We start from the raw sequence: 14,928 nt of genomic DNA, 5'->3' as shown, positions 1-14,928 counted from the left end.
GGAGTGCCGTTGCCTGCTCAGCGCAGATTGAGCTGGAGAGGGGGAGCAATCCGCGCTGGGGGCGCTGCACTGGCCATCCGCTGTCTGAGGACCCTGCATGCAGGAACAGAGGGCAGCGGAGGGCTGTCTGCCCCCCGTTGCTCGGGCGGTGATGTGCGTGAGTCGCGCGAGACTTCCTCGGTTGAGCGCCCCCTTTTCTGTCGTGCGAACGTGTTCTGCGTGTGAAGGAGACGCTGTGGAAGAAGAGAGCCTCTCTTTCCTCGTTGAGAGGTGTGAGCAAGGGTCGTTTGCGACCGGAAGGCGCTGTGTAGGGTGCTTTTGCCTTCTGATCTGCGGAGCGGTTCCCAAGAGAGCGATCCGAGAGAGGAGCGAGCGAGGCTGAGCTGTTGAAGGGGAAGGTTGTTCCTGGTGTTGCGGTGTCGGAGTGCGCTTGAGTGTTGCTGTCTATCGAAGGCGATCATCCTGATATCCGGAACAGAGATGTCTAAAAGGAACATTGCCCTACTCTCTTGTAGTAAAAGGAACTTTGGCTTCTTGTCATTTTGACTTGTAGTAATCGGTACTTTGCTGTTACTGCGTAACAAGCATGTGTTCCCTGGATGGTAGTAAAGCGAAAGAAGCAAGAGCTGCCGGGGTGGGTTGTTGAATTGCTCCGGGTATTGGGTGGTACGGTGCGCTGTGCAGGGGGTTTGAGCGGGTCTGGAGCGTTCTCCGTGCACCCTGTTCAAGGCACCGTGTCTTTGTCTCTCCTTCTGGCGGGCTGTTACTCCTACTACAATATGATGGCACGGGTCGGTTGTTCCCGCGGTGCCCCCTATGTTACAAGAATTACTTTCTGAAAGTAATTCTTGTAACATAGGGGGCACCGCGGGAACAACCGACCCGTGCCATCATATTGTAGTAGGAGTAACAGCCCGCCAGAAGGAGAGACAAAGACACGGTGCCTTGAACAGGGTGCACGGAGAACGCTCCAGACCCGCTCAAACCCCCTGCACAGCGCACCGTACCACCCAATACCCGGAGCAATTCAACAACCCACCCCGGCAGCTCTTGCTTCTTTCGCTTTACTACCATCCAGGGAACACATGCTTGTTACGCAGTAACAGCAAAGTACCGATTACTACAAGTCAAAATGACAAGAAGCCAAAGTTCCTTTTACTACAAGAGAGTAGGGCAATGTTCCTTTTAGACATCTCTGTTCCGGATATCAGGATGATCGCCTTCGATAGACAGCAACACTCAAGCGCACTCCGACACCGCAACACCAGGAACAACCTTCCCCTTCAACAGCTCAGCCTCGCTCGCTCCTCTCTCGGATCGCTCTCTTGGGAACCGCTCCGCAGATCAGAAGGCAAAAGCACCCTACACAGCGCCTTCCGGTCGCAAACGACCCTTGCTCACACCTCTCAACGAGGAAAGAGAGGCTCTCTTCTTCCACAGCGTCTCCTTCACACGCAGAACACGTTCGCACGACAGAAAAGGGGGCGCTCAACCGAGGAAGTCTCGCGCGACTCACGCACATCACCGCCCGAGCAACGGGGGGCAGACAGCCCTCCGCTGCCCTCTGTTCCTGCATGCAGGGTCCTCAGACAGCGGATGGCCAGTGCAGCGCCCCCAGCGCGGATTGCTCCCCCTCTCCAGCTCAATCTGCGCTGAGCAGGCAACGGCACTCCTTCGCTGCGCCCCGTCAGCACAGCGCCTCTCACTCCCCATGCAGCTCCCAACACCCGCACAGGCACACGCCCCACCGCTCTTCCTGACCATCACTCATATCCGCCTGGCCGCACGCACACTTCCTGTCTGCTGGTTTCGACCTCATGGGAACATTCCCCTGTTCCTGTGATCCGCAACGCACCGGCACCGCCTCCCTCTCGTCACGCTCATCCTCTCCAGCACATACACACCTCTTCTCTGCTGCGTCCGCTTCCCCCTTCCTCTTCCTGACCTCTCCCTCCTCTGCCGCAATGAGAGAGACCCACACCCGGAAAACCACCTGGCAGAGCGCCTGCTCCTCGTTCGCCACACATCCGCCTGGGCTCCCCTCCTCCGCCCAACAGAGCCAGGTCGCTTCCACCGCAGCCACACCCACAGGGGCAACCACAGGCCCCGCTTCATGCCACCCCTGCGCAAGCAGACACAACACCAGCATCCGTGTCAGTTCCTCCTGTCGTTTGAAAGAAGGCGCAACTCCCGTGAATACCACTTCCTTGCGGAACGCCACGTCGGCTTGTTGGATGCATCAGCAGACGCTTTCCCTGGCTCACCTGTTGTCCAGGGACCAAACGATCCCTGCTTGTGCTGCCCATTCCCTGAAATCCTCTGCCTCTCGGGTCAGGCCCTTCCACCCAATCAAGAAGAGCTCGACCCCGACCGATATGCAGGTTGACCCATATGGAAAGGATCCATTGCGAGAAAAATTCGGATGTGGACAAAGGTTCCTTGTCTGGACAAGAGAAACCATGAACTATCCTCTTCAGAGGGAGTTCAACCCATCTCGCCTCTCTGAAGAGGGATCTTCCATGCCTCAACGTCGGTATGAGCGTCACGAACCAACCCATGGCTGGCAACAGATCCGACCACTCCGTAAAGATACGGCGTAGAGGAATTACGAAGTGATAAGACCCGTCGTCCTGTGGGGCCAGACCCCAAAGGAGCGAGGTGCGGAAACAGGCGTTTCGCCACGCACCAGCTCCTATCGCGCCAATCTCTTTGGCCAAGCGGGAATGGCTTCTCGACTCCCAGCAGGGCCACCGCCGCCAGTTCCGAAAGGAGAGAAACGTTCGCTTCCTCCTGATATCCGACAGGAAATCATAGACCTCCACGCTCAATACCCGGCCTTTCATCCTCATGAGATTGCAACGATCTGTTTTATGATGTTCAATCGCAAGCCTGCTCCTGCGACAATGAAGCTCATACGAGCCTCTGGATCCAAACCCACAACCACAGAACGCCGCTCTCCTCGCTCTTCAGAAATCGAGGATGGGGAGACGCGACGGCGAACCGTTATCAGGTCGCATGGAGACGGGGGGAACGCTCAATCAATCGCTGAGTATCTCGATGTGAGTAGAACGACCAGCCACGCCATTCTCAGGCGATTTGCCGCAGAACAGTTCGCAGGAATGCCTGACAAATCACACGCACGCAAGCACCCCAGGAAAGTGGCTATTTCAACGATCCAAGCAATCAAAAAGCGGTCGGAAAACCCGAACATTGGCGCGTATCGGGTCAGTGCAGCCCCGGAGCAGATGGGCATCAAACTCTCGCGGAGCACGTGTGGTCGATATCGTTCGATGAAGAGGAAACGGTATCATCTCCAAGTGCCGCGCAAACCACGACCAAAGGCTGCTATGCCATTCAGAGCCAAACGGAGACAGCAGTTCTGGTCTGTGGACGTTCGTGACCTTGATATGCATCGTTTAGGCGGAGGAATGGTGTATTGTATTAGCGTGCTGGAGAACTTCTCAAGGGCCATGCTCGCCTCGGCCATTTCTCGCAAGCAAGAGAACGAGGCTTTCTTTGCGGTTGTGTATGATGCCATACGCCACTTTGGGCTTCCAGAGGCGCTCGTTTCGGACAATGGAACGATTTTCACCTCCCACGATACGCGCTGGACGTGTGAGCACCTTGACATCGAGAAAAGGGAAATCAAGCAAGGGCGTCCCTATCAAAATTCCAGAGCAGCGGCGTTTGGTATGCAAAGACGCATGGCGGACTGGTCGTTTGAAAGCGCACAAACCAGGGAAGATTTCCTTGCCGCTCATGATAAATGGATGCGTGACGACAACTACCAGCGACCTTTCGCTCATGAAAAGCGCGACGATGGTTGCCATAGTCCTGCTGCTGTCCTCCAATGGATGAATGGAGTGCAACCAGAGCCAGAGCTGGGGGAGCAGGCATTCTCTGCCATGTGCGAAACCCGACGCTTGAACAAGGCGGGTTATGCGCGATTTCGCAACTTCTTGCTTTATGGTGAGCGGAATCTGGCCGAAGAAACTGTCCAGGTCGATAGCTTGCAAGATGGGCTCATGCTTGACTCCAACCAGGAGCGGCTCTCACGGCACTCAGTGGAGTGGGCACCAGATGATCACCATTTTCCCCGTGTCGGCTATCCGCGTCTCTATGATCATCGGTCCCTGTCTGCACAATGAGAGCTGTGGTAACCTGGCGATGTCGAATGGTTTGTGATCATCCGTGATCCGCCTCGGTCTCGTCGCCGTAAACGCAAAAGCCGCATGCTGGTTCTCCAGCCACCGTTGTTTGAGGTGTCATAAAGGGATTCTGGTAGGGTATGGAACTCTTTGTGGGAAATGCCCCGAATGGTGAACATCCCTGATCCGTTATCTGAGACTGTGGCGAAAGTCGGCGGATCGCGCTGATCGGCACCTGGAAATTGAGGGAACCTGCGCTTTGAGCAGGGTCTCGTGGCACGTTCTGTGCTCAACCCGTGCAGGATGGCTGATCAATGACCTCCTGACCGTGGAAGGTTGCTCAGAACCCACTTGAGACGCTTGATCACGAAGAGAGCAGTTGGGAGATCTTGGCTGGTGTATCTGCTTCGTCCAACGGGATGTATACAGTCACTGTGAGATCTGGGGCGTCAAACACCTGAAACGTGACAAGCTCAAACACGAGAGAGCCTCCTTGTGGATGCTTGAATATTTTGTGATCTTCTGACGCACTGAGCACCTCATGATCGGGCCACCAGGCCCGAAATTCAGGGCTGGCAATCATCAGATCTTGGATCAACTCTGTCAACCAGGGATCACCAGGATAGCGACCACACGTGGCACGCCATTGGGCGAAGAGCCGTCGCGCATGCCCTTCCCAATCGACAAGCAGTTGCCGATACATTGGTGAGGTGAACATTCGCCAGATAGAGGTGCGTTCGTGGGCGCTCATCTGCTCATAATCGCCAAAGACGACGCGGGCAGCTTCGTTCCAGGCCACCACATCCCATCGTCGTCCTGTCACAAAGGCTGGACTGAGACCTTGATGATCGAGGAAGAGCTGTAACGCCGGACTCACGGTTTCAGGCTCCATGGCCCTCGCTGGAGGAGGTTGTTGGCGCGCTAAGAAGAAGAGGGGCGCTCGCTCATCGGCATTCAAGCGTAAGGCCTGCACGAGACTTTCTAAGACCTGCGTCGAAACGTTCATTGGGCGTCCCTGCTCCAACCAGGTATACCAGTCCACGCTGACGCCTGCCAATTGGGCGACTTCTGCGCGTCTGAGTCCTGGGGCTCGCCGTCTGCTTCCTCTCGGCATGCCCACGTCTTCGGGAGCCAACCAAGCCCTCCTGGTGCGCAGAAAATCTCCCAGTTCTTGCAAGCGCTGGGTCTCTTGTTCTCGTCCCATCATTCCTCTCTCTCTTGTATCCGCCTTCTTGCGGAACCATAGGAGTCTCACTCCTAGGATCAACACTCATCTTGTTCTGGGATCACTCGTCGTATACACTTCCGATATGGTGAAAACAACGTTTCCTGCAAGGATGTTGTATCGAGGCGTATTGGCGCAAGGAACGCGTGTCGTCGGGATAGGTCCTGGCTTCATTGCTGCTCGTCCCGGCGCATGCGCCGTTTGAACACACGACCAGTCATAGGGTATCGCTTGACGTGATGCGTGTGGCCACACAACCCAAGCCGTACCCCTACGTTTCTTGATGGAGGATTTTCCTATGAGAGTTTTCGTTACTGGCGCCACTGGTTATATCGGCTCGGCCGTCGTCCGTGAGCTTTTAGCTGCCGGGCACCAGGTCCTCGGTCTCGCTCGCTCAGACGCAAGTGCTGCGTCGCTTGCCGCTATCGGTGCAGATGTGCACCGAGGGGCGCTTGATGATCTGGACAGTCTACGAAGCGGAGCCGCGGCATCCGACGGCGTCATCCACCTCGCATATATGCACGACTTCTCCGACTACGTGGCTGCCGGGCAAATAGATCTGCGGGCAGTCGAGACCATCGGAGCTGCACTGCAGGGCTCCGACAAGCCGTTCGTGATCACCTCGGGAACATTGATGCTCACCTTCTTTCTCCCGCAGGGGCAGCTCGGGACGGAGAAGGACGTGGCCGACGCCGGGTCAACCGCACCCCGTATCGCATCGGAGAACGCGGCAATCGCGTTGGCCAAGCGCGGCGTGCGCACGTCAATCGTGCGACTTGCACCGACGGTCCATGGCGAGGGCGACCACGGGTTTGTCCCGACCCTCATCAGCCTTGCTCGTACCAAAGGCATATCGGCGTACCCAGGCGACGGCTCGAATCGTTGGCCCGCTGTGCACCGGCTTGATGCCGCACATCTGTTCCGATTAGCGCTAGAGAAGGCCCCAGCGGGATCAGTGCTGCACGCAGTTGCCGACGAAGGGATACCAGTACGCGCCATTGCCAGCGTCATTGGTCGCCGCCTCAATGTTCCGGTCGTCTCCCTGCCTCTCGAGGAGGCCAGCGCACACTTCGGCTTCCTCGGGCACTTCTTTTCACAAGACAACCCAGCCTCGAGCACACTGACCCAACAATGGGTGGGGTGGCATCCTGTACAACCTGCTCTCCTGGCGGATCTCGACGGCGATTACTACTTCACGAACGAGCCATGCTCAACATCGCGTTGACCGTTTCACACACGGAATTGCTCAAGAAACTCTTTGTTCTTTTCCATGTCCGTGCTGCCGGGCCACGGAAAACCCCGGCTCCCTCTTCCCTCCTCCCCCTCTTCTCCAGTCACTTTTTTCTCGCAATGGATCCTTTCCATATGGGTCATCCTGCATATCGGTCGGGGTCCTCCCCCTCCAAACCCAGGTCAAAGCAGAGATGCGAGGGGTCAGACGCAAGGAAGCGAATACGCTCGTGCGCTTCGAGCCGCGTTTCACAACAGCGATCACCCTCAATACCCCCTGCCGTCGCAACAGAATTGGTCGTAGAAGGATGGCCCTATCCCAAAACGTTTCAATCCTCAACAACCTCACTGAGCCCTTGCCACGTGGCAGAGGCAGCGCGGCCGCGCACATCTCGACATGTTTCAATCCTCAACGTCTTCACTGAGCCCTTGCAACCCTGGTTCTGCTGAGAGCGCCTGGCACGCCACTGCCAAATCCCCTCTGCGCGAACCTCCCCTGAGCCTCCCCTCTTTTTCCACACGAACCTGACACAGCAGATCCTTTCTCCCGGCTGATGAAGCCCCTTCCCCCTGTTGCGCTTTTCTGCGCGAACCTCGTGCTTCCATGCTCAGCGCAGTCGATTCGCGCAAAAGCAGGCATCCGTTTGCAACAACGATGCCTGCTCAAGGAGCATCCCGCACGCAAGGGAAACAGGAGGGAGACACGTAATCGGACAAGTACACCAAGCACTTTCTTTCCCTCCCCGGCATCCCTCTGAGCACCTCTCCGGTCTGAGGACCACGCACAGACAACGCAGCTCATCCTGCTCGACCTGGCCGGCCCTGGCTCGCCTGAAGATGCACCACACCCTCACACAGAGCCCGCAAAGCTAGATCCGCTCTTCTGTGAAGAGTGCAGCGGCCCAAAGAGACTCTAGGGCCACTGGTCTGAGGAGTCTCGCCTCGCTAACTTCTTTCTGCCAGACCTCCTTTCTCTTCCAGATTCTGCTCTCCCTCATCTCAAGGAGAGACTCCTTCAGGATTATCGGTTATAACCTCTGTACTCTTATTCTGCAATCTCGCGTATACACTGCGATAGCAAACAGGTTTCATGCCCCTCTGCTTGACGTCAAGCAGAGGACTTTTTGGAGAAAGGCTTTGAATATCTCTTCCTTCTTCCGTTTTAGGCAGTATTGTTGAGGGAGGAAGTACTGTGAAAGCAATGAGATAGTACATAATGGGATATGTCAGCTTAGCAAGCACCTTTTTCTAATAAAACTCTGTAGCATTACTATCTCATTCAAAGATAAGTAAGTACATAATCATTACGAAAGTACTTATCCTATTTTCACAGCTATTCCTATACGTTATTATTTCACAAGCGTCACATGTTGTTACTGATCGGAGAGGTAGCGGGGAAAACTCTCCCCAGTCTTTTTTTTTACTCTTCTCAACTTCCTGGCAAGCAAGCCCAATTTTTTTACCTCCGTGAGGGTTCAGCTCTTCTTCGAATACAGGAAAAATCGTCTTTGAGGAAAAAAGAAGCTACAGATGTTGCCGCATCTGTAGCGTCCCGTTGTCCGGGGAGCTTGCGTTAGAAGTGCTGCTCCCCTCGTTTAGTACAAAGGAGGTGGCATATGGATGACCACCACATGTATAACGACATTCTATACCAGTTTGATACCTCTTCTTCTACAGATAGGAGAAACAGTTCCCTTTCTCCTCAAAAAAAACAGAGGAAATCCGCGTCTTCGCGCAAACCGAAAAAAGTACCCCCAACACCTAAAAAGAATTTTAACAGCGAAGCGTTTATGCGCTGCCTTTTAGGAGGGGGGGCTCTTGCCATCGCCATCTTGCTTCTCTCTGTCTTTATGCTCACGCGTGAACCGATTCTCCTCCAGTCAACAACGATCTCTAGCATCATTCTTGGTAGCGTCTTCGGCTATTACTTCTCTGTTCGAAGGAGAAAGAGTCGCCGCCACACCAGAAAAATTTGGCCTTGGCCATAGAGGTTAAACCATGTTGCTCCTCTTTAGCTCCAACCAGCGGCGCTAAAGAGGCAACATCATCCCACAAGCCTTTCTTTCCATTCCACTTCTCCGATCCAGCAGACTCTTCGCGTCTCTTCTCAAAGAGACACCCATTCCTGCCTGGTAATAAAACGAGCAGCTCTCTGCACATTACCAGAGGCTGCCTCTACCCGATTCGCGATGCACACTGCTTCTCTTCTTACTCTGCAAGGACGCTCGTCCAACAAGCTTCACCAATCCCTTCTTCAACACTTCAGCAATCAGCACAAAAAGCTGTTCCACTCCTATGTGTCCCTGCTTGGGTCACTCCCTCTCTCCTCCCTCTGCTGGCTCGCTCCCGCCTTTTCCTCCTCTGCTTTTACTGCACCAACTATCTCACCCACGTTCCGCTTTTGCGAAACCGCAACCCTCCCCCCTCTCTCCCGGTTCCGTCCCACCCTCCTCCGATGATCCCGCTTCCAGCCACCAGCTTCTGAAAGCGCTTTTTGTCCATCACCTCCTCTTGAAAGCGCATGCCAGCACCCTCTCATCTCATGCCACGCGGAAGCAAACTTTCCGCGCAAGCGGATGAAGAGAGCCCCCCGTCACGCACGACCGCAACCTGCGATGACGTCTCCTCCTCGTCATCTGCGTTGGCACCAACCTGCTCCCCAGAGGATGAAAGATATGCTTCCACAGCATCCTGATCCCTCTCTCGCAACGGAAACATATGCCCTATCGCACGCTCCCCCACAAGATGCAACACCCCCCCCTCTTTCCACCAAACCCGGACCTGCTGCTCCATTCCCGGGACAGGTACCTGCTCCGGCTTTGTTCCGATTTTTGGCATCCTCAACAGGCCGGGCAGACGGACCCCGCTTTCCGCTTCGGAGGAACCTGCGGGAGGGAAGCCGTGTCTGAGCATGGAGCCCAGCACCACAACACCAATGCGCTCGCGAACTCAACGACGCCGCAAAGACGAGTGGTGGGGGACACGCTCCAAACCACCACACCCCTCATCCTCCACCGGCTCCACCTCCCAGACACAACCGCGACGGCGTGCCTGCTTGGGTCACTCCCTCTCTCCTCCCTCTGCTGGCTCGCTCCCGCCTTTTCCTTCTCTGCTTTTACTGCACCAACAATCTCACCCACGTTCCGCTTTTGCGAAACCGCAACCCTCCCCCCTCTTTCCCGGCTCGTTCCCTCCCTTTTCCCGCTTTCCCTCTCTTGTCTCCTGCCATCCCTCCCACTTCCCGCTTTTGTGAAACCGCAACCCTCCCTCCTCTTTCCCGTTCCCCTTCCCCCCCTCGATGATCTTCCCGCTCCCTCTGCCTCCTCTCAAGACGCCCCACACATACTGCTGCTGAAGAAACGTCCACTGCTTCCACTTTGTGCCCTCATCCTTGCCATCCTCCCCGGGCCAACGCGCCTGGCCGCTGATCTGGGAGAGTGCTCCTGAGATTCCAGTAAGCTCGTGCGCACCTGGATTCGCCAACACAACCGGCAGGTCAAACCCTCAGGCACTCCTGTGCGCATTCTGCCGTTGTTTCTGCCCATCCAAAGTCCCTGCCTCAATCCCATTGCACCCAGGTGGAGCCATGGCAAGCGGGCCGTGATAGGACTCAACGACATACGCTCGGTCAGGCAACTGGAGGAGCAGATCTACACCTCCTATTACTGTCGGCTAACGCTCATTTCTCTCTCCCGGAAAAGGTCCCTTAAGAAGGCAAGCACTCATCCCTCTTTCCCGTTCCCGTCCCATCCCCCTCGATGTTCCCGCTCCCAAATAGACATGGCACCTCCCAACACCCCTCACACGAAGCTGCTGCTGAAACGCTTGCTGCTTCCACCTGCTGCTGTCGCCCTTGCCATCAACACATTCGCCACGCTCCCCGGCTCAATGACGCTTGCTGCTTCCGCTCCCACCGATACCCGTACCACCAATGACAAGATCATTCGCCTGCGCTCCTCAGTGCAGGGCCTGCTCCCACCCATCACGGTCCGGGTTCCCACCTTCAACACAACGCAGAAACTGGTACACTTGCATAACATGCTTATACTCATGCCAATATGAGGAATAGCTTGTATTCAACACTTTCAGACGAGAAGAAACAATGGTGTCCTCGTGTCTGAATCTGCATGGCGGTATACGACGAAAGCTCGCTGGCTTCAGCAACGCGCCATCTGCTCCGCCTGCATCCCAACTGGTCGCTGCTGCGGTCGGCTGCTTCCCCAGCATGGTCTCAACGTGGCGCAATCGCTTCGCTCACCCTCCCCCCGATGTCCTTTCGGGGCGCTGCTCGCGTCCTCACTCCCCCCCGGCAACCTCGTCGCTTACGCTGCTCTCAGCGGGGGCGCCGTCGGCTCCTGCAACTGCGTGAACAACCACCAGGCGGCTTGCAACGGGTACCTGGCCCCCATACCTTGCTCTTCGCGCGAAGCACCGTGACCCTGAACTGGCGGGCGGGCCGGTCCTTGTTCCAGCCACATTGATCTCTCGCATCTTGCGCGAAGAGGGGGTGTTCATCGCACCTGAGCAGCCTCTGAGGCTGCCCAGGCCCCACCACACGCCGTTGGAGGACGTGCAGATCGATACGCAAGGATGCTGGTCTCTCCTCATCGGAGGCAATACGCCTGGCATCGGGAAGAGGACGTGATGAAAGCATGTCCTTTGGTTCCCGGGGCCAGATAATCCTGATCCTTAAGAACAGTGAGGACAGAGAACGAAGAGATAGGTGTCAAACGTGCAGCACTTGACTCATCTCTGTCTTCTTCTCCCCATCTCATCATTCACCGGAGTTGTCAGGTCTTCTATTTTCGTGTTCCTCATAGGTATTCCTTCTCCACGTTTGCGCAACCGCACATCTTTGAGAAAAATCGTGATGATGAGAACCGCAACCCCTACCCCCAACGTGATCAGAAAAATGTGACCGAGACTCACCACGAGTCTCTGCCTTGCCGCCGGAGATACGTGAGAAGTTTGGGCCGAACGGGCCACAAGCGCGCCCAGCACCGCGGTGCCAAGTAACAACCCCATGGCACAGTTGATTGTCCCCGTCCCGGTTCCCAGGCGCTCTACAGGAATGGCATTCTGTCCTGCTATCGTGTAAATCGGCTGGAGGATACCAATGCCCAGACCAACAACGATCATATTTGCTGTAGCTGACAAAACGCTCGTTGTGATGTCCATGCGTGTAAGCAAGAAGAGCCCAACCAACAAAATCAGCGCGCCGATGATTGCCAGGATGTGATAGCGTCCTATCCTGGCAATCATCTGGCCGCCAATCATTGCACTAACAGCTAAGGGGAGAAACATGGGGGCAAGCGTCATGCCGGAATTTGTGGCCGTCTGACCGAGTACGCCCTGCATAAACAACGGCAGGTAGAAAATCATGGCGTAGATGATCATGCCAAGCGTCAACGCAAGCAGAAAACTGGCCACGAATACGTGATTGCGCAAGAGGTCAGGAGGCAACAGTGGCTCTTTCGCTCGGCGTTCGAGAACAAAGAACACCAGAAACAGAAGAGCAGCCACAGCCAGCACGCCAATGACCAGCGGCGAACTCCAGGGAGAGGTCGAACCGCCCTAGGTCAAAGCCAGTAAGAGACAAATGGTCGCGGCTGCCGCCGTGATCGCACCTACGAAATCAATGCGGAGCCAGGCCTCCCACCCACGATACGCTCTACGAGGCGCCGAGAGCCTGGAGGGAAGCCACACAGCGAGGAGCACCAAGGCGAGGCCGCCTACCGGCATATTCATGTAGAAGACCCAGCGCCAGCTTGCATGGTCCGTCAGCCAGCCACCAAGAGCAGGAGCGACAATCAGTACCAGTGAGAGGACGCTGGCAAAGAGACCTTGCCAACGTCCGCGCTCCGCAGGTGGAAACAGATCAGCGACGAGCGTAAAGGCCAATGTCTGCATGAAACCCGCTCCCAGCCCTTGCAGCCCACGAAAGAGAAGCAGTTGGATCATGGTCTGAGCAATCCCAGCCAGTGCCGATCCGAGCAAGAAGAGACCAATACCTGTCAGGACGAAGCCTTTCCGGCCAAACTGATCGGAGAGCTTGCCCACAAGAGGAACGACAGTGGTAGATGTGAGCAAATATGCTGTCATCACCCAGGAATACTGATCAAAGCCATGCAAGGCCCGGCAATGGTGGGCAACGCGGTGCTAACAATCGTCGCATCCAAGTAGAGAGGGCGAGCGTGAGCAAGAGCCTCTCACAAAGAGACACAGGGCCAACCCCGCGGATGACACATTTCAGCGGCTTCATGTGCCATGAGGTCAGGGAGACGATCAGTCATGGAAACCCTCCTCAAAGAGACCCTCGCTCTCTGCGAGAGCAAGGATGGTGGTGAGTGTGTTGATAACGACACTCAGTTGAGCATCATCCAGATCATTGAGGATGGCGTGTAAACGCTGCTGTCCCGCTCGTTGGCATCCCAACAAGGCTTCGCCAGCTTCGGTCAGACGCACGATGGCCCGACGACGATCATTCGGATCGTCGCTTCGTTCGACGAGATTGGCCTGAACAAGCTTAGCGACCTGCAAACTGGCAGCCGATTGACCAATATGCAAACGGTCGGCAACCTGGCCGATGGTCGCGGGCGCAAGATGAAACAGGACGAAGAGTAAACGAATCTGGGGCAAACTGAGCCCCAGGTCAGCCCAGTCCTGTGTCAGGCGTGCCAGCACGGCCTGAACCAGGCTTTGGAAAAGCACGTGGGCCTGGTCGACGTGTTCATCATGAGTCATGGATGTTTCTCCTTTCTCAATAATATGCGCATAAATAATAATTTTACATATGCCAATAATATTGGCAATGTCAATGTAAATAACCAAACCTGCCAGAACGCACGTGATGATGGCATGGAAAAGCAATGTGGGCCGAGTGCATACAGGCAAAAGTACAGCAATCATTCGCCTCTGTCGGCGTTTACGATGAAAAGAAAGGGAGAATGAAAATCGTCCGAAAGACGAAAAGCTCATATTTCTGGAGAGGGACGAAAGAAGAAGGAGCAAAGAGGTATGTTACCGGGGATTGTTGGCATCATTCTTTCTCGGCCTATTACGCTCTCTTGCCTCTTGCTATCTCGTTGCACAACCTGTGGGCACCTCCAAGATTGATAAAGCTAACTTGTTGCCCTGTTAGTTGCATCCAGTACTGAAGCGTTTTTACCGCCAAGTGCTCTCCTCCAGTAACACCAAGCCGAATGGTAGAAGGAACTAGCCAACGTGAGATGTAGAACACGTTCATTACCTGCTTCCAGTAGGCAGGCGACGTCATCAACACTGTCACTCCTAGTCGTTCGCCCAAAGAGAGTAAGTGTTCAGGCGAGAGGTGCAACGGCAGGGGATGAATCGCAACGGCTGCGCTACAGGCGAAAGCCGCACATATTTCTTCCAGGGAGGCATCAAAGCTGAGTGAATGAAAACATAATATTCGATCTTGGGACGTTAGCCCACATTGTTCTGCAAAGGCAATAATATGATTGACAAATGCCTCTTGCTGAACCATCACGCCTTTAGGATACCCAGTTGAACCAGAGGTGTAAATGATATAGGCCAGATGAGCAGGCTCGAACTGAGCGGCCGGCTCACTCTCCTGCTTATCTACCAAGTGAGGCTGATTACGATCAAGAGAAAGGACGACAAGATCGGTTTGTGGGATGCGATCCAGCAAGTGGAGCTGGGTAATGAGCACACTCGCCTGAGTATCTTCCAGAAGGAAACGTAAACGCTCCGGAGGGTATGCAGGATCAAGCGGAACATATACCCCTCCCGCTTTGAAAATGCCTAGTAACCCTATGAGCGCCTCTATCGAGCGCTCCACACATAGTGCAACACGCACCTCAGGAACAACCCCATAGGCTTGCAAGGCTTGAGCCAGTTGATTAGCTTGCCTGGTTACCTCATGGTAAGACAGTTGCTCTTGCTCGGTAATAACCGCTATCGCATCAGGTGCGCAAGGTACCTGTTAGTGAAAAGTTCAATAAAAGACGTGTGCGGGATACTCCGTTTCGTTGCATTACAGTAGAAGAGCAGATGCATCTGCTCTGGGTGTGTCAACAGCGCCGCTTCGTAACAGGGCGATCAGGGTGGATGACAAGGCTTTCCAGCAACGTTTGCCAGTGTGTAATCAGTTGACCAATCGTAGCTTTCATGAAAATTTCGCTACTGTACTCCACCTCGTATACCCTGCTCGGTCTCTATTAGCGAAAATGTTAGGTCAAACCTGGCTATGGGCAAATCAAGTTCTAGCGGGCGTATGCTTAGATCAGCAGCTTGAACCTCTTCCTGCGAAGCATGCTGCGAGACGAATAGCGCTTGAATAAG

The 14,928-nt window shown here is 55.1% G+C and carries 15 protein-coding genes; 5 read left to right on the top strand and 10 right to left on the bottom strand.

All coding sequences use genetic code 11. From position 1 onward, the window contains the following. Positions 1-1,702 precede the first annotated feature (1,702 nt). Entirely contained in the window at positions 1,703-2,221 is a 519-nt protein-coding gene (locus tag KTH_RS14375) for a hypothetical protein (protein ID WP_497618332.1), read from the bottom strand. Positions 2,222-2,612: 391 nt separating this feature from the next. Here KTH_RS14375 and KTH_RS14370 point away from each other — a divergent pair, with 391 nt between their 5' ends. Beyond that, positions 2,613-4,148: a DDE-type integrase/transposase/recombinase gene (locus KTH_RS14370; RefSeq protein ID WP_497618331.1), complete on the top strand. Its 1,536-nt coding sequence runs from the start codon at positions 2,613-2,615 to the stop codon at positions 4,146-4,148. Positions 4,149-4,512: 364 nt separating this feature from the next. On the opposite strand, the gene KTH_RS14365 is transcribed toward KTH_RS14370, so the two are convergent. Continuing rightward, positions 4,513-5,355, bottom strand: a complete 843-nt coding sequence (locus tag KTH_RS14365; RefSeq protein WP_497618330.1) for a helix-turn-helix transcriptional regulator — start codon at positions 5,353-5,355, stop codon at positions 4,513-4,515. A gap of 316 nt (positions 5,356-5,671) precedes the next feature. Here KTH_RS14365 and KTH_RS14360 point away from each other — a divergent pair, with 316 nt between their 5' ends. Together KTH_RS14360 and KTH_RS14355 are read left to right on the top strand one after the other, a co-directional pair. Then, positions 5,672-6,598, top strand: coding sequence for an SDR family oxidoreductase (locus KTH_RS14360; RefSeq protein WP_497618329.1), 927 nt, complete (start codon positions 5,672-5,674; stop codon positions 6,596-6,598). A 1,621-nt stretch (positions 6,599-8,219) separates the two neighbouring features. Continuing rightward, positions 8,220-8,591, top strand: a complete 372-nt coding sequence (locus KTH_RS14355; RefSeq protein WP_137686066.1) for a hypothetical protein — start codon at positions 8,220-8,222, stop codon at positions 8,589-8,591. Positions 8,592-8,762: 171 nt separating this feature from the next. Here the strand turns inward: KTH_RS14355 and KTH_RS14350 are convergent, their stop codons facing one another. From KTH_RS14350 to KTH_RS14335, 4 genes are all read right to left on the bottom strand, one after another. After that, positions 8,763-8,894, bottom strand: coding sequence for a hypothetical protein (locus KTH_RS14350; protein WP_497618326.1), 132 nt, complete (start codon positions 8,892-8,894; stop codon positions 8,763-8,765). A gap of 88 nt (positions 8,895-8,982) precedes the next feature. Continuing rightward, a complete protein-coding gene (locus KTH_RS14345; RefSeq protein ID WP_497618324.1) occupies positions 8,983-9,126 on the bottom strand; it encodes a hypothetical protein in 144 nt (47 codons plus the stop codon). 12 nt (positions 9,127-9,138) lie between these two features. Further along, on the bottom strand, positions 9,139-9,441 hold the full coding sequence (locus KTH_RS14340) for a hypothetical protein (RefSeq protein WP_111326964.1): 303 nt from the start codon (positions 9,439-9,441) through the stop codon (positions 9,139-9,141). Between the two features lie 294 nt (positions 9,442-9,735). Further along, complete coding sequence (locus KTH_RS14335; protein WP_137686068.1) at positions 9,736-10,089, bottom strand: hypothetical protein; 354 nt, start codon at positions 10,087-10,089, stop codon at positions 9,736-9,738. Positions 10,090-10,383: 294 nt separating this feature from the next. Here KTH_RS14335 and KTH_RS14330 point away from each other — a divergent pair, with 294 nt between their 5' ends. Next, on the top strand, positions 10,384-10,665 hold the full coding sequence (locus KTH_RS14330) for a hypothetical protein (RefSeq protein ID WP_497618333.1): 282 nt from the start codon (positions 10,384-10,386) through the stop codon (positions 10,663-10,665). Between the two features lie 65 nt (positions 10,666-10,730). Beyond that, positions 10,731-11,084, top strand: coding sequence for a hypothetical protein (locus tag KTH_RS14325; protein ID WP_497618334.1), 354 nt, complete (start codon positions 10,731-10,733; stop codon positions 11,082-11,084). 265 nt (positions 11,085-11,349) lie between these two features. Here the strand turns inward: KTH_RS14325 and KTH_RS14320 are convergent, their stop codons facing one another. The 4 genes from KTH_RS14320 to KTH_RS14305 form a co-directional block, all read right to left on the bottom strand. Further along, positions 11,350-12,135: an MFS transporter gene (locus KTH_RS14320; protein WP_497619598.1), complete on the bottom strand. Its 786-nt coding sequence runs from the start codon at positions 12,133-12,135 to the stop codon at positions 11,350-11,352. A gap of 42 nt (positions 12,136-12,177) precedes the next feature. Continuing rightward, the gene (locus KTH_RS14315; protein WP_497619597.1) at positions 12,178-12,693 is read right to left on the bottom strand and encodes an MFS transporter; all 516 of its coding nucleotides are present in this window, start codon (positions 12,691-12,693) and stop codon (positions 12,178-12,180) included. Positions 12,694-12,888: 195 nt separating this feature from the next. Then, the gene (locus tag KTH_RS14310) at positions 12,889-13,347 is read right to left on the bottom strand and encodes a MarR family winged helix-turn-helix transcriptional regulator (protein WP_497619596.1); all 459 of its coding nucleotides are present in this window, start codon (positions 13,345-13,347) and stop codon (positions 12,889-12,891) included. 313 nt (positions 13,348-13,660) lie between these two features. After that, the gene (locus KTH_RS14305) at positions 13,661-14,545 is read right to left on the bottom strand and encodes an AMP-binding protein (RefSeq protein ID WP_497623241.1); all 885 of its coding nucleotides are present in this window, start codon (positions 14,543-14,545) and stop codon (positions 13,661-13,663) included. Positions 14,546-14,928: the final 383 nt, after the last annotated feature.

The sequence above is a fragment of the Thermosporothrix sp. COM3 genome (genome assembly GCF_059696735.1).
This window is presented reverse-complemented; position numbering and strand designations above follow the sequence as displayed.